This is a genomic window from Phenylobacterium sp. (assembly GCF_013911965.1).
Taxonomy (GTDB): Bacteria; Pseudomonadota; Alphaproteobacteria; order Caulobacterales; family Caulobacteraceae; genus Phenylobacterium.
Genome location: NZ_JACESE010000002.1, coordinates 298,730 through 317,984 on the forward strand (window position 1 = coordinate 298,730; position 19,255 = coordinate 317,984).

Consider the following 19,255-nt stretch of genomic DNA (forward strand, 5'->3'; position numbering starts at 1 on the left):
GAGCCCCCTTACTCGGCTGCGATCAGCGCAGGGGCGGGCGTCGCGGCTTCCGAGGCGATGCTCGGCTGCCGGACGGTACGCCACAGGTTGTAGGACATGATCACCGCGCCGGAGAGGTACATGAGGCCCCCGAGCGTGCGGATGATGTTCTCGATATGCTTGGCCGAGACCGTCTCGACGAAGGAGTTGGCCAGGAAGCCTTGCGGCGTGTACTCGCGCCACATCAGGCCTTCCATGATGCCGGAGACCCACATCGCGCAGATGTAGAGAAGGATGCCGGTGGTCGCGATCCAGAAGTGCCACTCGACCAGGTTGTTCGAGTACAGCCGCTCCTTCTTCCACAGCCAGGGCACCAGGCAGTAGACCGCGCCGAAGCTGATGAAGCCGACCCAGCCGAGCGCGCCGGAATGCACGTGGCCGATGGTCCAGTCGGTGTAGTGGGACAGCGAGTTCACCGCCCGGATGGACATGAGCGGACCCTCGAAGGTCGACATGCCGTAGAAGGCGATGGCCACCACCATCATCCGGATCACCGGGTCGGTGCGCAGCTTGTCCCAGGCCCCCGACAGCGTCATCAGGCCGTTGATCATGCCGCCCCAGGACGGCATCCACAGCATCACCGAGAAGGTCATGCCCAGCGTCTGGGCCCATTGCGGCAGGGCCGTGTAGTGCAGGTGGTGCGGGCCCGCCCAGATGTAGATGAAGATCAGCGACCAGAAGTGGACGATGGACAGGCGGTAGGAATAGACCGGCCGCTCCGCGCGCTTGGGCACGAAGTAGTACATCATCCCCAGGAAGCCGGCGGTCAGGAAGAAGCCCACGGCGTTGTGGCCGTACCACCACTGGGTCAGCGCATCCTGCACCCCGGCGAACAGCGAATAGCTGCGGTGATGCAGCCCGCCCACCGGCATGGCCAGGTTGTTGACCACGTGCAGCAGGGCGATGGTCACGATGAAGGCGAGATAGAACCAGTTGGCCACATAGATGTGGGGTTCCTTCCGCTTCCAGAGCGTGCCCAGGAAGACGAGCAGGTAGGCCACCCACACGACGGTCAGCCAGAGGTCGACGTACCATTCCGGCTCGGCGTACTCACGGCTCTGGGTGATGCCGGCCAGGTAGCCGGTGGCGGCCAGCACGATGAAGAGCTGGTAGCCCCAGAAGACGAACCAGGGCCAGGCGCCGCCGGCCAGCCGCGCCTTCGTCGTGCGCTGCACGACATAGAATGAGGTGGCGATCAGCGCGTTGCCGCCGAAGGCGAAGATGACGCCCGAGGTGTGCAGGGGACGCAGGCGGCCGAAGTTCAGCCAGCCGTGTTCCGGAAAGTAGAGCAGGTTCGGCCAGGAGAGCTGCGCGGCGATGACCACGCCCACCAGCAGACCGACCACGGCCCAGAACATGGTGGCGATGACGCCCGCCCGGACGACGCCGTCGGCGTAACGGTCCTGCGGCGCACGGAAGCGGCCCGACGACAGGCCGACGCTCATCACCGAGAAGGCGATGGTGAAGGCTGCGATCAGGACATAGCCGTGAAAGCGGAAGAGGCGATCGTCCGTGAAGGCCGTCGCGAAGATCGCCCCCAGGGCGCAGAGCCCTGTGAAGGCGAAGAGCAGAAGCGCATCGAGCGGCGCCCGATCCTGCTCGGCGGCGATTTGATTCATGTTCCCCAGCGACTCGGTGCGAAAGACTTCGCTCCCTGTGCGCTGCGCCACGGATGGTGGCTTTGATCCATCTCAAGGCCGCCCGGACGCGGGGCCGGCATCCCATGCGACACGGGGCCGCCGCCCCCAAGTCCGGAGTCGCCGTCATGCCCGCCAAGCCGTCCCCCGCCGCCGCCTTCGACATGCGGCTGCTGTTGGGCTCATCCCTCCTGGCCGGAGCCGGGATCAGTCTCGAACTGGCCTGGCTGCATGCGCGCGAGACCGCCGAGATCTATGGGGTGATCTGCGGCGCAGTTGGGGGCGCTCCGCACTGCGCGGCCTGCTACGCCGCGCCGCTGCTGGCCTGGGCGGGCCTGAGCGTGCTCTTCGGACCGCAGCTTCGCCAACGGTTCGATCCGGCGCGCCAACCGGCGCAGGTCCGACCCTAGTCGGCTGTGAGCAGCGCCACCGGCAGGGTGGCGAACAGGTTCTGGGCCGCCAGGGCGCCGTCGCCGGCGAGGACTTCGCCGGTCAGGCGGTTCACCCATCGCCCCGTGGGGCTCGCCGTCGCCGCAAGCTCCGTCCCGTTCCACCACGCGGAGCTCAGGGTGGGGCCGGATGCGCCCTCCAGGGCGGCCGCCGCGCGAATGGCGCAGGCGACCAGGAGCGGCCCTTCCGGACCACCGCGCTCGAAGGCGAGGACGGAGCCGGACCGCAGGCCGCTCGCCCCTATCGGACGGTAGGCGGCGTCGGAGAACAGGCCCGGCCTGAGCCGGCGCAGCGACAATGTGCGCGCGATCACATGCTGCTTGATCGCTCCGGTGCGCCACGCCTCCACAAGACGCGCCGCCGGCGCGCCGGAGGCCAGAGCCGCCATGCGGAGGGCGTAGTCGACGGGCCGCCGGTTGTCGGGATCGACGAGGCTGAAATCCCAGAACTCGCAGCCCTGATAGGTGTCGGGGACGCCGGGGGCAGCGCAACGCAGCAGGGCCTGCGCTAAGCCGTTGAGGGCTCCGCCGGGGGCGATACGCTCGACGAAGCCATGCAGCTGCTCGCGGAAGGCGCGGTCGTCGAGGCGGCCGACGGTCTCTTCGCGGCAGCGCGTCTCGTACGCCTCGTCCGGGGCCAGCCAGGAGGTGCGCAGCTTGGCCTCGCGCAGAGCCTTGACCTGCCAGCGTCCCACCCGTTCGCCGAAGGCGGCGACGCCCTCGTCATCCTGCGGGTCGAGCTCGGGCGGCCAGGCGCCGACCAGGGTCTGAAGACCCTGATAGACGTCGCCAGGATCCACGTGATCGGGAAGATCGGCGAGCCAGTTTCGGACGTGCAGGGTCCAGAGGTGCGGCCGCTCGCTGAGCACGGCCAGGCGCGCCCGGACATCCTCGCCGCGTTTGTGGTCGTGGGTGGCGGTGGCCAGCATGCTGCGCGGCCATTTGGCGGCCCGGCGGGCCATCGCCGCATGGAACGCCTCCGGCCCATCCCCCAGGCGCGCAGGATCGCAGCCGACATCATTCCGCGAAATCAGCCGGCCGTAGCGATAGAAGGCGGTGTCCTCCACCGACTTGGCCGCCACCGGCGCGCTGAGCTGCTGCAGGGCCTGCAGGGCCTGCAGGGCTTCCTTGCGGCGCTCCAGCGGCCCCGGCCCCTGGCCGCGGAGCCAGGCCAGGATCTGGAGCAGGGCGGGGCGATCGGCCATGGCCGTCGTCCGGAGCGCGGCCGCCTCGGCTCGCCTCAGGATCTCGAGATCCGCCTCCCCAGCCGCCTCGCCGCGGGCATAGGTGCGATAGGCCGGGAAGCCGGCCAGCAGCGCCTGCAGAGCCCGCCGCAGGCTCTCCTCCGTCAGGTCGCGGGTGGCCAAGTCGCAGCGGGCCAGGCGCGACAGGTTTCGCGCGGTCGTCGCCAGCTGACCGGCGAAGCCCTGCTGGAGGATCTCTGCGCGGGCCCTGCGCTCCTCGTCTTCGAAGTCGGGCGACCGGCCGGCGATGGCCGCCCAGAGCTGGCCCAGCGGTTCGGCCCCGGAGGGCTCATGGATCAGCGCCGACACCTCGTTCAGGAAGTCGTATCCGCTCGTGCCGTCGCAGGGCCAGTCCGGCGGCAGCGGCTCGTCCGGCGCCAGGATCTTCTCGACGACCAGATAGGCTGGGCCGTCGCGGTTCGGGCGTTCGGCGGCGAGCGCATCGAGCCGGGCGCGCAGCTTGCGGAGGTAGGCGCCAGGATCGGCGAGGCCGTCCACATGGTCGACGCGCAGCCCGTCGATCAGGCCCTCGGCATAGAGGCGCAGGGGCAGGGCGTGGACCGCCTCGAACACCTCGTCGCGCTCGATCCGCAGGCCCGCCAGTTCGGTGATGTCGAAGAAGCGCCGCCAGTTGATCTCGTCGCCCGCCGTACGCCACCAGGCGAGCCGGTAGTGCTGGCGCTCGAGGAGCTCGTGGAGGCGCGCCTGGCCTTCGGGCGTCCGCGCGTCGTAGGCGGAGAGGTCGCCGCCGCGCAGGGCTTGGACGTCGGCGGGGCGGAGAGGGAAGCGGTGATGATCGTGGGCCCAGACGGCGAGCCCCCGGTCGTCCACCTTCAGCCGGAGATCGCCGCCGCTGAGCGCCTCGCCATAGGGCCGCCCCAGGAACGGGGCGAGCACCTTGCCCTGGAGGGCGGGGTCCGCCGGCGTCCAGTCGATGTCGAAGTGCCGGGCGAAGGGGCTTTCCGGCCCGTTCTCCAGAATGTCCTGCCACCAGGCGTTGTCAGCGCCGCCGACGGCCATGTGGTTGGGAACGATGTCCAGAACGACGCCGATCCGCCGCGCCCGCAAGGCGGCGGCCATGTCGCGGAAGCCCTGTTCTCCGCCGAGCGCCTCGCTGATCCGGCTGGGATCGACCACGTCGTATCCGTGCATGGAGCCGCTTCGCGCCTCGGCGATCGGCGAGGCGTAAAGGTGGGTGACGCCGAGGGCTTCGAGATAGCCCGCCAGCTCAGCCGCATCGGCGAAGGTGAAGCCGGCGTGGAACTGGATGCGATAGGTGGCCGACACCTTCATCCGGGCCGCCTCGTCCGCAGGTCTTCCAGCCGCGCGCGGACGGCCGGCGCGGCGAGCAGGTCTCGCAACGGACCTGCCAGGCGGCGGCGCCAGTTCGGCTGTTCGTCCACCGTGCCCGGCACGTTGACCTGGTCTTCGAGCGCGAGGAGATCCTCCAAGGGGATCAGGGCGAGATCGCAGGGCGTGGCGGCGACATAGGCGACCGCCGCGGAGACCGCCGCCGCAGGGGTGTCCTTGTCCGGTGCGTCGCCGGCGGCGCAGCCCGCGCGGCGCGCCGCCGTCCAAAGGCGCCGCCGATCCGCCGCCCGCTCCTGGCGGGCCTCATCCGCAGCCTCGGGCGGCGCAGCGTCCAGTGATCGCCGGACATCTATGTCCCGCTCGCCCCACCATCCGGCGATCGGGGGCAGGTCGTGGGTCGTGGTCATGGCGCAGGTCTCCTGCGGCCAGTCGTCAGGCGGCCGGAAGCCGCCGTCCGCCTCCCGCTCGAACAGCAGGACGCCCATGCCCATGATGCGTCGCGAACGCAGTTCGTCACGGAAGCCGGGCGGAACGGTGCCGAGGTCTTCGCCGATCACCACGGCGCGCTCGCGCCAGCTTTCCAGCGCGATCAGGCGCAGGAGATCCGAGAGCGGATAGTTGAGATAGACGCCTTCGGTCGGCGACGCGCCGTGCGGCACGAGCCACAGCCGCCGCAAGCCCAGAATGTGGTCGATGCGCACGCCGCCGGCGTGGCGCATCGCCGAGCGAAGGGTGGCCAGAAAGCCCGCATAGTTCGTCTGCGCCAGGGCGGCCGGCGAGAAGGCGGTGACGCCCCAGTCCTGGCCGCGCGCCTGGAAGGCGTCCGGTGGCGCGCCCACATTGACCCCGGTCAGCAGGTCCTGCGGCCTCGACCAGGCATGGCTGCCGCCCGGGTCCATCCCCACCGCGACATCGGTGATGAGGCCTATTCCCATCCCGGCCGACCTGGCTTCCGACTGCGCCGAAGACAGGCTGCGTTCGGCGAGCCACTGCAGGAACAGGTGGAACTCGATCTCGCCCGTATGGGCCTGGGCGAAGGCGCGCGCCGCCGACCCGCTGGGGTCGTGGTAGGCCTGTGGCCAATCGGCCCAACCCCGGGCGCCGTCCTTGGCGAAGAAATGGCCATGCAGGGCCTCGAAAAGGGCGTGCCGCTCCAGGTCGGCGCCGCCGTCCTGCCGGAACTGCGCGAAGTCCGCCAAGACCGCATCGCCGGCTTCGGCGAACCGTGAATGGGCCTGGCGCAAGGCGGCGATCCGCCGTTCGGACGCCGCCGGCCAGTCGATCAGATCGTCCGGCGAGGCCGGGCCGCTCTCCTCGACGCCGAAACGGGCGGGGTCGGCGTAGAGGACGTTGAGGAACAGCCGGCTCGAGGGGCCGTAGGGACTGAAGCGGCTCGGGTCTGCCGCGAACAGCGCGTGCACCGGGCTGACTGCGAGGGCCGAAGCGCCGACCTTTCCCAGCGCGGCCGCCGCAGAGGCGAGCGCCGCGAAATCGCCGAAGCCTGAGCCGGAGGCCTCCCGCAGGGCGTAGATCTGAGCCGTGGCGCCCCAGAGGCGTTCTCCAGGCGCGGCGTCGGCCATGCCGAACGCCCGGGGCGGCGTCACCGCGAGACGCATGGTCCGTTCGCCGATCTCCAGCTGATGACGCCCGGGGACGTCGACGATCGTCCCGGCGCCGGACGCGAGTTCGACGGTGCGGCCGTCCTCATAGCGCAGCCTTCCCCGCGCCGCTCCGAGGTCGGCCAGGTCCAGACGGGCGCCCGCCTCCAGGATCAGGAAGTCCCGGGCCGCCCGGGTCTGGCGGCGCCGCAGCGCCTCCCGGCTCTCCCGCGCCTGCGCCTCGTCGGCGGCCGGCAGATCCATGGCCGCGAGAACGGCGCGCAGGGTGTCCGGGCGAACCCGCTGCGTGCGGCCGTGGACATCCTCCCAGCGCTCGTGCAGGCCGGCTTCGGCCGCCAGGGCGCTGAGCTCCGCGCCCGTCATCGGCGGGGCTCCAGCCAGGCGGCCAGGGTCGCAGCCGGCAGTTCGTCCTCCAGCTCGTCCTCATGGCCGATGACGGCGAAGGGGACGCGAAGCGGGCGGTTGCGAAGCTCCACCGGAGCGTCCCCGAGGTTCAGCGCCAGCGTCAGGCGAGAGCCGTCGCCCAGCTTCCACGAGGCGCGGACGGCCTCCTCGCCCAGGGTTTCGCTGTATTCGCAGCGGGCGCCGCGCAGCCGCGGAGCGATGTCGCGGGCGCGCAGCCGCAGAAGATCGGCGTAGAGTTCGCGCCAGTCCTCGGCGTCCGGCCCCGGCTCCGGCCGGGAGGCCTCGAAGGTTTCGACCGCATTGGGGTCGGGTATGCGCTTGCGGGCGGCGGGGTCGGCGAAGGCGGCGAAGCTGGCGAACTCGCTCCGGCGTCCCTCGCGAACCGCTTCGGCCAGCTCCGGTCCGTGGTGGGTGAAGTAGAGGAAGGGGCTCCGGCTTCCGGTCTCCTCGCCCATGAAGACGAGGGGGACCTGCGGGGCCAGCAGGACGAGCGCGGTCGCCGCCCGCAGCCGCGCCGGATCGGTCAGGCGGATCAGCCGCTCGCCCAGGGCGCGATTGCCGATCTGGTCGTGGTTCTGCAGGAAGTTGACGAAGGCGGTGGGCGGCAGGTGGCCGCTCGGCGTGCCGCGGGGCTCGCCGGTGTGAGCGGCGGACTCGCCCTGGAAGACAAAGCCCTCGCAGAGCGCCCGGGCCAGGCCCTGGGCCGTGTTCTCGGCATAGCTTTCGTAATAGCCCTCGCGCTCGCCGGTGAGCAGGACGTGCAGCACGTGATGGGCGTCGTCGTTCCACTGGCCGTTGTACGGGCGGTCGAGCAGCTGGGCGATGTTGTCGTCATTCTCCAGGATCAGATGGACGCGGCGCTTCGGCCCGGCGGCGCTGCGCACGGCCGACGCCACCTCCTCCAGCCAGTCCCGTTCCGAGATGGCGTGGACGGCGTCGAACCTCAGGCCGTCGAACTGGTACTCGGTGACCCAGTAGATGGCGTTCTCCGTGAAGAACCGCCGCACTTCGGGGCGGCGGAAGTCGATCGCCGAACCCCAGGGGGTCTTGAGGTCGTTGCGGAAGAACTGCGGGGCGTAGGTCGGCAGGTAGTTCCCGTCCGGGCCGAAGTGGTTGTAGACCACGTCCAGGAACACCATCAGCCCGAGCTCGTGCGCCTGGTCGATCAGCGACTTGAGGTCCTCGGGGGCGCCGTAGGCCGTATCGGGGGCGAAGGGCAGGACGCCGTCATAGCCCCAGTTCCGCTGGCCCGGGAAGTCGGCGATCGGCATCAGTTCGATGGCCGTGAAGCCGAGGTTCTTCAGCTCAGGCAGCCGCTCCGCCACGCCGCGGAAGCCGCCCATCAGACCCACATGGACCTCGTAGATCACCGCCTCTTCCCAGCGCCGGCCGGTCCAGTCCGTGGAGCGCCAGACATAGGCCCCCGGATCGACGACCTGGCTCGCATCGTGGACGTCGCCGGCCTGCCGCCGTGAGGCCGGATCGGGGACGGCGAGGTCGGGCGCGACACGATAGCGATAGCGCGCCCCCGCCCCGCAGGGGGCCTCGGCCTCGAACCAGCCCTCCGCATCGCCGTCCATGGGGACGGGCGGAAGACCGTCCACCTCGAGCGTGACCTCATCGACGCCCGGCGCCCAGAGCCGGAAGCGGGTGCGGTTCTCCTCCACCAGGGTCGCGCCGAAGGGGAGTTCGTGAGCGCAGCGGCCGCCGGCCAGGCCCGACTCCATCGCCGAGGCGATCAGGCACGCCCCGTGCGCGGCCACCTCGACCCGTGTTCCGGCGACCGGCGTCTCCGGCGCGTCGGGCTGGGCGCTGTCGGCGAGGATGCGGGCCGCACCGACGGGCTCGGGCAGATGGAAGGTGATCGCCGTGTCCGATGCGTTGAAGAGCAGGGTGACCAGCTCGATGCGGCCATCGGGCCGGGGCAGGGCCCGGCGCATGGCGAGCGCGCTGCCGTCAGGATTGTCCCAGTCTGCGGGGGCGATCCGACGGCCGTGTTCGTCGAACCAGTCCACGTCCAGGACCTCGGGCGCGTACTCGTTCTGGCCATGCAGGAACTGCTTGGGCCGCAGGACCTCGTGCGCCTTGCGCAGGCCGACGAGCTTGGCGACGAAGGCGGCCAGCGCTTCGCCCTCGGGGGACTCCACCATCCGCCAGTCGATCCAGGACGTTTCGTTGTCCTGGCAGTAGGCGTTGTTGTTGCCGCCCTGGCTGCGGCCGAACTCGTCCCCGCCGAGCAGCATGGGCGTGCCGGAGGAGGCGAAGAGGGTCATCAGCATCGAGCGGGTGACGCGGGCGCGGACGGACTGGATCTCGGGGTCGGCCGTGGGGCCTTCGAAGCCCCAGTTGCGGGAGTAGTTCTCCCCGTGGCCGTCCTGATTGTCCTCGCCGTTGGCCTCGTTGTGCCGCTCCTCGTAGGAGACCACATCGGCCAGGGTGTAGCCGTCGTGCGACGCCAGATAGTTGATGGAGGCCCAGGGCCGCCGGGCGCGCCGGTCGAAGAGGTCGCCGGATCCCGACAGGCGGTTGGCGAGGTCCGGCCGCATGCCCGGATCGCCGCGCCAGTACCGGCGCACGCCGTCGCGGTATCGGTCGTTCCACTCGGCGAAGCCTGGCGGATGATGGCCGAGCTGGTAGCCGCCGGGGCCGATGTCCCACGGCTCGGAGATCAGCTTCAGGCCCTGCAGCAGCGGGTCCTGGCGCAACACGTCGAAGAAGCCCGCGCCGGGATCGAAGCCGTAACGCTCGCGCCCCAGCGTCACGCCGAGGTCGAAGCGGAAGCCGTCCACCCCGTAGGACGTGGCCCAGTAGCGCAGGGAATCGGCGACGAGCTGGATCACCCGCGGACTGGAGAAGTCGAGGGTGTTGCCCGTGCCGGTGTCGTTGACGCAGTAGCGGGGATCATCGTCGACGAGCCGGTAATAGCTGGCGTTGTCCAGGCCGCGGAAAGAGAGGGTGGGGCCGCGCTCGCTGCCCTCGGCGGTGTGGTTGAAGACGACGTCCAGGATGACCTCGAGCCCCGCGGCGTGGAGGCGGCGTACGGCCATCCGAAGCTCGTTCTGGTCGCCGCTCGAGAGGTAGCGCGCTTCGGGCGTGAAGAAGTTGAGGGTGTTGTAGCCCCAGTAGTTGGCCAGCCCCTTCTCCTGCAGGATGCGGTCCTGGACATAGGCGTGGACCGGCAGCAGCTCGACGGCGGTCACCCCGAGCCGCTTCAGGTGGTCGATCACCTTGGGGTGGGTGAGGGCGGCGAAGGTGCCGCGGGCGGGGGGCAGCACCTCCTCCAGCAGCATGGTCAGGCCGCGCACATGGCACTCGTAGATCACCGTGTCCGCCCAGGGCGTGCGCGGGCGTATGTCGCCGCGCCAGTCGAACGGGTCGGCTGTGACCATCGACTTGGGCATGGCCGGGGCGCTGTCGCGGCGGTCGAAGGTGAGGTCGGCGCGCGGCGAATGGACCCGGTAGCCGAAGAGCGCGTCGGTCCACCGCAGGTCGCCATGCAGCCCCCGGGCGTAGGGGTCGATCAGCAGCTTGTTCGGATTGAACCTGTGGCCCTCCTGCGGCGCATAGGCGCCGTGGGCCCTGTAGCCGTAGAGCAGGCCCGGCTTGGCGTCGGGCAGGTAGCCGTGCCAGACCTCGTCGGTCCATTCCGGCAGCTCGTAGCGGGCGATCTCCCGCCGACCTGCGGCGTCGAAGATGCACAGGTCAATCCGCTCGGCATGGGCGGAAAAGACTGCGAAATTGATGCCGAGGCCGTCGAAATTGGCGCCGAGCGGGTAGGGGTGACCAGGCTCCAGCCGCTCAGGCAGAGGGTTCAAGCACGGACTCCTTCGTGTCGCAGGATGATGGCGCCCAGGGGGGGCAGGGTCAGGCGGAGGCTGTGGGGCTGGCCCTGGCCGGGCGCGTCGTCAGCGTGAACTTCCCCGCCGTTGCCGATGTTCCCGCCGCCATAGCGTTCGGCGTCGCTGTTGAAGATTTCGCGCCACAGACCGGCCTCGGGCGCGCCGATCTCGTATTCCCGGCGCGGCTCGGGCGTCAGGTTCAGGACCACGATGACGGGGGCGTCCTCCCCGCCGCCGCGGCGGAGATAGGCGAAGATGCTGGCGGCGCCATCGACGGTCAGCCACGCGAAGCCCTCGGCCGCCGCATCGAGGCGGTGCAGGGCGGGATGGTCCTGATAGATCCGGTTCAGGTCGCGGACGAGCTTCTGGATTCCCGCGTGCTCGGCCTGCTCGAGCAGGTCCCAGGGGATCTCGGCGTCGTGGTTCCACTCGCTGGGCTGGGCGATCTCGCCCCCCATGAAAAGCAGCTTCTTGCCCGGATGGGTCCACATGAAGGCGAAATAGGCGCGCAGATTGGCGAAGCGCCGCCACGGATCGCCCGGCATCTTCCCCAGCAGCGAACCCTTCCCGTGCACCACTTCGTCATGGGACAGCGGCAGGACGAAGCGTTCGGTGAAGGCGTAGAGCAGTCCGAAGGTGAGCTCGTGCGGGTGCCACGCCCGGTGGATCGGATCGCGGGCCATGAAGCTCAGCGTGTCGTGCATCCAGCCCATGTTCCACTTGTAGTGGAAGCCAAGGCCGCCCTCGTGCGTCGGCGCCGAGACGCCGGGCCAGGCTGTGGACTCTTCGGCCACCATGACCGCGCCCGGGCATCGGCTCGCCACAACCTCGTTGAGCTGCTTGAGGAAGGCGATGGATTCGAGGTTCTCGCGCCCGCCGTGCACATTGGGCACCCACTCGCCGGCCGAGCGGCTGTAGTCGCGGTAGAGCATCGAGGCGACGGCGTCGACGCGCAGGCCGTCGACGTGGAAGGTCTCGAGCCAGTAGAGAGCGCTGGCGATCAGAAACCCGGAAACCTCACGTCTTCCAAGGTTGTAGATCAGGGTGTTCCAGTCCTGGTGGAAGCCCTCGCGCGGATCGGAATGCTCGTAGAGATGGGTTCCGTCGAACTGCGCGAGCCCATGGGCGTCGGTCGGGAAGTGGGCCGGGACCCAATCGAAGATGACGCCGATCCCCGCGCGGTGACAGGCGTCGACGAAGCGCGCCAGGCCCTCGGGCGAGCCGAAGCGGGCGCTGGGGGCGAACTGCGACAGCGGCTGATAGCCCCAGGATCCGCCGAACGGATGCTCCATGATCGGCAGGAGCTCCACATGGGTGAAGCCCATGTCGGCCACATAGGGCACGAGGCGCTCGGCCAGGCCGTCCCAGTCGAGGCTGCCCTCGGGCCGTCCGTCGGGCCGCAGCCAGGAGGCGGCGTGCACCTCGTAGACGGAGATCGGCGCGTCCTTCGCCTGCCTGGCGGCGCGGCGCGCCATCCATTCGTCGTCGCTCCAGGCGAAGTCCCAGTTGGGCGCCACGATCGAACTGGTGGCTGGCGGGGCCTCGGTCATCCGGGCCAGGGGATCGGCTTTCAGCGGCAGCAGGACGCCGTCCGGACCGACGATCTCGAACTTGTAGCGCTCGCCGGCGCCCAGCCGGGGCACGAAGAGCTCCCAGACGCCCGCCGCGTGCCGCAGGCGCATGGGATGGCGCCGGCCGTCCCAGCTGTTGAAGTCGCCGACCACCGACACGCGGCGGGCGTTGGGCGCCCAGACGGAGAAGCCCACGCCCGGCACGCCCTCCAGTTCGCGGGGGCGCGCGCCCAGTTCCTGGGCCAGGCGCCAGTGGGAGCCTTCGGCGAAGAGGTGCAGGTCCATGTCCCCGAGGAGGAGGCCGAAGGCGTAGGGGTCCTCGGTCTCCTGGACCCCGCCGCCGGGCCAGGTGATCCGCAGACGGTAGGCGCCGCCGGCGGGCAGGGGGCCGACGAAGAGGCCGGGCGCCGCCGCTTCGAGCCGGCGGGGAGACTCCCCCTCGGTCAGCAGTTCGACCCCTTCGGCGCCTGGCTGGAAGGTCCGCAGGAATCGCTGGTCGCCCTCGCCCTGCGGGCCCAGGAAGGCGAACGGATCGGTCAGCCGCCCCTCCAGAAGGGCGGCGGTCATGGCGTCGGTGAGGCCGCGGCCGGAATCGTCCATGGTCGTCAGGCTCCCAGAAGTCTGTCGAGGATCTCCGCAAGGCCGCGCATCGGCGTCCCGATCCAGGCGGGCCGGTTGGCGGCTTCGTAGGTGATCTCGTAGGCGGCCTTCTCGATCAGGAAGAGGTCGAGCAGTTCCGGCGAATAGCCGCCGGCCACCTCGTCATAGGCCGCCAGGAATCGGCGGGTCGCCACTTCGCGGAACTGAGCCACCATCTCCGCCCCGCGGGCCTCGACACCTTCGGCGACGGTGCTGGCGGCGATCGCGGCCGTCGCCGCGGCGTAGTCGAACGAGCGGACCATGCCGGCGACATCGCGCAAGGGGCTGGCCTTGGCCCGGCGGATCTCGAGCGGCTTGGCCGGCTCGCCTTCGAAGTCGATGAACTTCACTTCGCTGCCGGTGACCAGGATCTGGCCGAGGTGGAGGTCGCCGTGGACCCGAGTCGCCACCCCCCCTTCGGCGGCGGCGGCGAAGCGCTGGATCACGGCGATGGCCTTCTGCCGGCGGGCGACCAGGGCCGACGCCAGGGCGGTCAGGTCCGGATCCTCGGAGCCCGCCGCGCCGGACTCCAGGGCGCTCAGTGCGCCGTCCAGTTGAGCGACGACGCTGGCGGCCCAGCCTCGCGCCATGGCGACGTCCACGCGCTCGGGCGCGAACGCCGCATCGTCGGTGGGCTGGGCGAGCACGGCGTGCATCTCAGCCAGGCTGCGGCCGAGCGTCTCGGCGAAGCCCGCATAGGTCGCGAACTCCGTCGGCTCGTCGGTGTCGGCGGCCAGCACGAGATCGTCGACGACCCGCTGGAGGTATTCCAGGGTCCAGGTCCAGCCGTCGCCCTGGCTGTAGACGAAGCCCTGGGCGACCATCAGCGTACGCGGCTCGCCGCCGGGGGCCACGCGCCGAACCTCGCCCAGCAGGGGCGGAACGTGGGGAAAGCCGCGCTCGGTGAGCAGGCGGGTCATCTCCGCCTCCGGGTGGATGCCCGGGGTGACCTTGCGCAGCAGCTTCAGCACGACGCTGCGGCCGATGATGGCCGAGCTGTTGCTCTGCTCTGCGGCGGACCATTCGATCTCGGCGTCGGGGGGAAGGTCGATCGGCGCGGCGTCGAACTCCAGTTCGCCGAAGGGCGACATCAGGCGGGCGCCCGTGCGGAAGCCCTCCAGGACGCCGCGCACGAAGTCGGCGGTGGCGAACCCGTCCGTCAGTTCGCCGACCCGCGCGCCTCGGCGCACGCGCGCCAGGGCGAGGTTGTGGACATAGGGATCCGAAACCTCGTCCTCCCAGGCCACGGCCAGCGGGAGCTGATAGACGGCCGTCCCGGAGGAGGTCGTCACCTCCGCCTCGGCGAGCATCAGGTCGGCTCCGCCGGGAAGGGGAGAGAAGCCGAGCACCCGCACGCTCTCGAAGGCCCCGTCCTTGCCCTGGAACCAGCGGCGGGCCGGAATCCAGGCGGGCAGCACCTCGCGCTCCAGGACCGGACGGTGGGCGGGCGAGAGAAGGCCGGTGAGTCCTTCGCGCAGGACGAAGGTGTGCTGCTCCAGCGGCGCCCCCGCCGGCGCCGTGCTCCAGGTCGGGCCTTCAGTCCGCTCGCACAGCTCGAACCAGTGGAAGCCGTAGGGAGGCAGGGTGAGCAGATAGGTGAGCTGGCCGATGGGCGGGAAGGGATTGGCGCCGGTCATCTCCATGGGCACCCATCCGGCGAACTCCGACAGGTCGAGCTCCACGGCCTGGGCCGTGCGGGAGAGATTGGCGACGCAGAGGATGACCTCGCCCTCATGCTCCCGCAGATAGGCCAGGACCTTGCGGTTGTGCGGCCGCAGGAAGCGCAGGGTCCCCCGACCGAAGGCCGTATGGCGCTTGCGCACCGCCAGCATCCGCCGCACCCAGTTCAGCAGCGAATGGCTGTCGCGGCTCTGGGCTTCGACGTTCACCGCCTGGAAGCCGTAGAGCGGATCCATGACCGTCGGCAGCACGAGGCTCGCCGGATCGGCCTTGGAGAAGCCGCCGTTGCGGTCGGGCGACCACTGCATGGGCGTGCGCACGCCGTCGCGATCGCCGAGATAGATGTTGTCGCCCATGCCGATCTCGTCGCCGTAGTAGAGGACCGGCGTGCCCGGCATGGTCAGCAGCAGGCAGTTCATCAGTTCGACGCGCCTGCGATCCCGCTCCATGAGCGGCGCAAGCCGGCGGCGGATGCCCAGATTGATGCGCGCCCGCCGGTCGGCGGCGTAGACGCTCCAGAGGTAGTCGCGCTCCTTGTTTGTGACCATTTCGAGCGTCAGCTCGTCATGGTTCCTCAGGAAGATGGCCCACTGGCAGTTCTCCGGAATGTCCGGGGTCTGCCGCATGATGTCGGTGATGGGGAAGCGGTCTTCCTGCGCGATGGCCATGTACATCCGCGGCATCAGCGGGAAGTGGAAGGCCATGTTGCACTCGTCGCCGTCGCCGAAATAGAGCTGGGTGTCCTCCGGCCACTGGTTGGCCTCGGCGAGCAGCATGCGACCCTCGAAGTTGGCGTCGAGATGGGCGCGGATCTTCTTCAGGACCTCGTGGGTCTCGGGCAGGTTCTCGTTGTTCGTGCCCTCGCGCTCGATGAGGTAGGGAATGGCGTCCAGGCGCAGGCCGTCGATGCCGGCCTCCATCCAGTAGCTGAGCGTGGCCAGCACCTCTTCGAGGACGGTCGGGTTGTCGAAGTTCAGGTCCGGCTGGTGGGAATAGAAGCGGTGCCAGTAATAGGCGCCGGCCACCGGGTCCCAGGTCCAGTTGGAGGTCTCGGTGTCGCAGAAGATGATCCGCGTGCCGTCATACTTCGCGTCGGTGTCCGACCAGACGTAGAAGTCGCGCTCGGGCGAACCCGTCGGGGCGCGCCGCGCCGCCTGGAACCAGGGGTGCTGGTCGGACGTGTGATTGATGACCAGCTCGGTGATCACCCGCATGCCGCGGGCGTGCGCCTCGTCGATGAAGCGCTTCACGTCCTCGAAGGTCCCGTACTCCGGATGGACGCCCCGATAGTCGGCGATGTCGTAGCCGTCGTCCCGGCGGGGGGAGGGGTAGAAGGGAAGGAGCCAGACCGCGGTGACGCCGAGGCTGGCGATGTAGTCCAGCTTTTCGCACAGGCCGGCGAAGTCGCCGACGCCATCGTCGTTGGCGTCGAAGAAGGACTTCACGTGCAGCTGGTAGATGATCGCGTCCTTGTACCAGAGCGGATCGCTGGCGGGGTCGAGTTGCAGGTCGAATAAGGGGAGGGCGCTCATTGGGCGGCCTCCATCCGCCAGATGGCGTAGGGCCGGCCGGGATCGAGATCGATCCGCCGCCACTTGCCGTGGGCGATGAAGGCCTGGCCGCTCAGCAGATCCTCGATACGGGCTTCGCCGTGATCGGAGATGCCGAGCAGCCAGAAGGGCAGTTCCACGTCTGCGCCATGCCCGGCGTGCGGGTCAAGATTGACCGCCACCAGCACCATGTCGCGCCCGTCGGGGGAGGGCTTGGCGTAGAAGAGGATGTTGTCGTCGCTGGCCGGCAGGAAGCGGACGTTCAGGTGCGTCTGGAGGGCGGGGTGGCCCTTGCGCAGCCGGTTGAGCTGGGTGATCTCCGGCACGATCGATCCGGGCGCGTTCCAGTCGCGGACGCGGATCTCGTACTTCTCGGAGTCCTTGTACTCCTCCTTGCCGGGGACGGGCTCGGACTCGAGGAGCTCGAAGCCGGAATAGACGCCCCAGAGCCCCGACAGCGTCGCCGCCAGCGCCGCGCGGATCAGGAAGCCGGCCCGGCCCGAGGTCTGAAGGAAGTAGGGGTTGATGTCCGGCGTGTTGACGAAGAAGTGGGGGCGGAAGAAGTCCTTCGGCGGCCCCTGCGTCAGCTCGGTCAGGTATTCGATGAACTCGGCCTTGCTGTGGCGCCAGGTGAAGTAGGTGTAGGACTGCGAGAATCCGATTTTCGCCAGGCGGTACATCACCTTGGGCCGGGTGAAGGCTTCCGACAGGAAGATCACGTCCGGATAGGCGAGGCGGACCTCGCGGATCATCCACTCCCAGAAGGCGAAGGGCTTGGTGTGGGGGTTGTCGACCCGGAAGGTGCGGACGCCTTCGCGCACCCACAGCAGGACCACGTCGCGCAGGGCGATCCAGAGGTCGGGGATCGCCTCGTCCTTGTAGAAGTCGACGTTGACGATGTCCTGGTACTTCTTGGGCGGGTTCTCGGCGTATTTGATCGTCCCGTCCGGCCGCCAGTCGAACCAGCCGGGATGGGCCTTCACCCAGGGATGGTCGGGCGAGCACTGGATGGCGAAGTCGAGCGCGATCTCCAGACCGTGGTCGCGGGCGGCGGCCACCAGACGACGGAAGTCCTCGAAATCGCCGAGTTCCGGGTGGATGGCGTCGTGGCCGCCGTCGGGCGAGCCGATGGCGTAGGGACTGCCAGGATCGCCGGCCTCCGGGGTCAGGCTGTTGTTGCGGCCCTTGCGATGCTTGGCTCCGATCGGATGGATCGGCGGGAAGTAGAGGACGTCGAACCCCATCTCCCGGATGTCCGGCAGCCGGGCGATCACATCGTCGAACGTCCCGTGGCGTGCGGGGTCGTCGGTCTGGGACCGCGGGAAGAGCTCGTACCAGCTGGCGAACTGGGCGGACCGCCGCTCGGCGTCGAGGCACTGGGTCTCGCTCCGCTGCGCGAACGGCCGGTCGTCGGCCGCAGCCATCAGATCGCGCGTCTCAGCCGCGAGCAGCCGCTCGGCGGCCGCGGCGGGCTCCGCCCCCTTCAGGCTCGCGGCGATCTCGCTCAGCTGGGCCTGAGCCTCGCCCTCGGTCCGCTTCGCGGCGTCGACGATCAGGCGGCGGCCCTCCTCGAAGTCGACCGCCTGGGCGACTCCGGCCTCCCACTTCTTGCCGAGGTCGCGGCGGTAGGACCCGAAGCGGTCCAGCCAGGCCTCGATCTGGAACTGGTGGCGGCCGAGTCGCTCCAGGGGAAAGGCGCCGCTCCAGACGTCGTTCTCCGCCGGCGCCATGGGCGTGGCGCGCCACTCGCTCTCGTCGACGGCCCGCCAGCGCAGTTCAGCGGCCAGGACCTCGTGGCCGTCGGCATAGATGTCGGCCGTCACCGCCACCCGGTCGCCGATGACGCGCTTGACGGGGAGGGCGCCGCCATCGACGGCGGGCGAGACCTGCTCCACCCTCAGGCGCGGCTGGCGCGCCGCGGTTTTGGCGGCCTGCCGCCCGCCTCGGGGCTGTTGCCGGATCGGCTGGGCCCGGCCGGCGCCGAGCAGGCGCACCTCGCCGGGGCCGAGCGGGGCGTACGGCTCGCCCTTGCCGTCCAGGCGCTGAAAGGGGGCGAAGGCCGCGTCGGCCCCGCCGATGAAGTCGGAGGGACGGACCTCGCTTTCGGCGTCCAGGCGGGTGTTGATCAGGGCCAGCAGGCCAGCCTCGGCGTGCCGCACATCCGGCGCGGTGACGCGCAGCAGGGCCGAGACCTCCGATGCGGCTCCGCTCAGCAGGCGCATCTCGCCGTCGAACGCCCCGAGTTCGGCGGCCAGCATGTTGGCCGCCCGGACTTCGTCGGTCAGATCCAGGGGGCCGTGGCCTACCGGGGTGCGGCGGCTCAGGGGCGCGCGGTCTCCATGCTCGAACCCCATCGGCACGATCAGGCCGGCGCCGACGGCCGTGGCCACCATCAGCGCCCGGCCATAGGCGGCGCGGAGATCGGTCTCGCCGCGCAACCGGGCCGCCAGGCGAGGGGCGTAGGGCGCTTCGGGCTGGCCAAGAAGGGGGGCGACGGTGCGGAGGGCCTCGTGCTCTTCCGCCAGCCAGCGGTCACGGCCGTTCCACCACGCGCTGGAGGAGATGATGTGATCCACGCCGCAGCCGGCCAGGGCCTGGACCGCCGGCCGGGGCAGTCCGGGCGTGTCGGCGATGATCAGAATGTCCGGCCGCTGAGCGCGGAACCGCGTGATGGCGTCGCGCCAGAAGTCCGGCGGCGCGGAGTCCAGCCCGACCAGCCGCAGTCCCGCCAGCCCGTGGCCGAACCAGCGTTCGGTGCGGGCGCTGAAGAAATCGAGAATCATCCCGGCGGACGCCGGATCCGACAGCCGCGCCAAGGCGACGCCCTGGGGCGGTCCGGGGCGCCGCGGATCGACCGCGCCGTCCTCGGCGCTGCGGCGATGGAGAGCGAAGGCGTCCGGATGGGACTGGGCCAGCGGATGCTGCGCGTCGAACCGCTGGAGATCGAGATCGATCAGCAGGCGCAGTCCAAGATCGCCGGCGGCGGCCGCCAGCCGAGAGAGGACGGCGTCGGTGGAGGGCTCGTCGGCGAAGACCGAACGGTCATGATCGACCGGGCGGAACACGGCGTCCTCCAAGCCGCTCGCAAACGGCGGCGAGATCAGGAGGCTGTCAAAGCCCAGCCCTGAAATCCGATCCAGGTCGGCGAGCGCGCGGCAAAGGTCGCCCCAGGCCGGGGCGTAAGCGTAGTAGACGCGAGGCGCAGGAGCCTCGGCGGCGTCGGCGGTCATGAGGAGCCCCGGATCATCAGACTCCGAGAACCGAAGCCGCTG

8 protein-coding genes are annotated in these 19,255 nt (G+C 70.1%); 1 reads left to right on the forward strand and 7 read right to left on the reverse strand.

Features of this window, described 5'->3' with window-relative positions:
* Positions 1-8: 8 nt before the first annotated feature.
* On the reverse strand, positions 9-1,484 hold the full coding sequence (ccoN, locus tag H2041_RS03275; RefSeq protein WP_293409494.1) for a cytochrome-c oxidase, cbb3-type subunit I: 1,476 nt from the start codon (positions 1,482-1,484) through the stop codon (positions 9-11).
* A gap of 320 nt (positions 1,485-1,804) precedes the next feature.
* On the opposite strand from ccoN, the gene H2041_RS03280 reads away from it, so the two are divergent.
* Positions 1,805-2,086 (forward strand): hypothetical protein, encoded by a 282-nt coding sequence (locus H2041_RS03280; RefSeq protein ID WP_293409385.1) that lies wholly within the window; start codon positions 1,805-1,807, stop codon positions 2,084-2,086.
* On the opposite strand, the gene treY is transcribed toward H2041_RS03280, so the two are convergent.
* The 6 genes from treY to H2041_RS03310 are packed head-to-tail and all read right to left on the reverse strand — an operon-like array spanning position 2,083 to position 19,213.
* Positions 2,083-4,662, reverse strand: coding sequence for a malto-oligosyltrehalose synthase (treY, locus tag H2041_RS03285; protein ID WP_293409387.1), 2,580 nt, complete (start codon positions 4,660-4,662; stop codon positions 2,083-2,085). The two genes, H2041_RS03280 and treY, sit on opposite strands and share 4 nt — an antisense overlap.
* Complete coding sequence (gene malQ / locus H2041_RS03290) at positions 4,659-6,662, reverse strand: 4-alpha-glucanotransferase (protein WP_293409389.1); 2,004 nt, start codon at positions 6,660-6,662, stop codon at positions 4,659-4,661. The genes treY and malQ overlap by 4 nt, the downstream gene beginning before the upstream one ends.
* Positions 6,659-10,519 (reverse strand): glycogen debranching protein GlgX, encoded by a 3,861-nt coding sequence (gene glgX / locus H2041_RS03295; protein ID WP_293409392.1) that lies wholly within the window; start codon positions 10,517-10,519, stop codon positions 6,659-6,661. The genes malQ and glgX overlap by 4 nt, the downstream gene beginning before the upstream one ends.
* Positions 10,516-12,714, reverse strand: coding sequence for a 1,4-alpha-glucan branching protein GlgB (glgB, locus tag H2041_RS03300; protein WP_293409394.1), 2,199 nt, complete (start codon positions 12,712-12,714; stop codon positions 10,516-10,518). Before glgB ends, glgX begins: the two co-directional genes overlap by 4 nt.
* A gap of 5 nt (positions 12,715-12,719) precedes the next feature.
* Positions 12,720-15,965 (reverse strand): maltose alpha-D-glucosyltransferase, encoded by a 3,246-nt coding sequence (treS, locus tag H2041_RS03305; RefSeq protein WP_293409396.1) that lies wholly within the window; start codon positions 15,963-15,965, stop codon positions 12,720-12,722.
* Positions 15,962-19,213: a maltotransferase domain-containing protein gene (locus H2041_RS03310; RefSeq protein WP_293409398.1), complete on the reverse strand. Its 3,252-nt coding sequence runs from the start codon at positions 19,211-19,213 to the stop codon at positions 15,962-15,964. The genes treS and H2041_RS03310 overlap by 4 nt, the downstream gene beginning before the upstream one ends.
* Between the last annotated feature and the right edge of the window lie 42 nt (positions 19,214-19,255).

Excerpts from the sequence above, each read along its gene's own strand:
- treS (WP_293409396.1), bottom strand. The coding sequence starts at position 15,965 with ATGAGCGCCCTCCCCTTATTCGACCTGCAACTCGACCCCGCCAGCGAT.
- treY (WP_293409387.1), bottom strand. The coding sequence starts at position 4,662 with ATGAAGGTGTCGGCCACCTATCGCATCCAGTTCCACGCCGGCTTCACC.
- malQ (WP_293409389.1), bottom strand. The coding sequence starts at position 6,662 with ATGACGGGCGCGGAGCTCAGCGCCCTGGCGGCCGAAGCCGGCCTGCAC.
- glgB (WP_293409394.1), bottom strand. The coding sequence starts at position 12,714 with ATGGACGATTCCGGCCGCGGCCTCACCGACGCCATGACCGCCGCCCTT.
- ccoN (WP_293409494.1), bottom strand. The coding sequence starts at position 1,484 with ATGAGCGTCGGCCTGTCGTCGGGCCGCTTCCGTGCGCCGCAGGACCGT.
- H2041_RS03310 (WP_293409398.1), bottom strand. The coding sequence starts at position 19,213 with ATGACCGCCGACGCCGCCGAGGCTCCTGCGCCTCGCGTCTACTACGCT.
- H2041_RS03280 (WP_293409385.1), top strand. The coding sequence starts at position 1,805 with ATGCCCGCCAAGCCGTCCCCCGCCGCCGCCTTCGACATGCGGCTGCTG.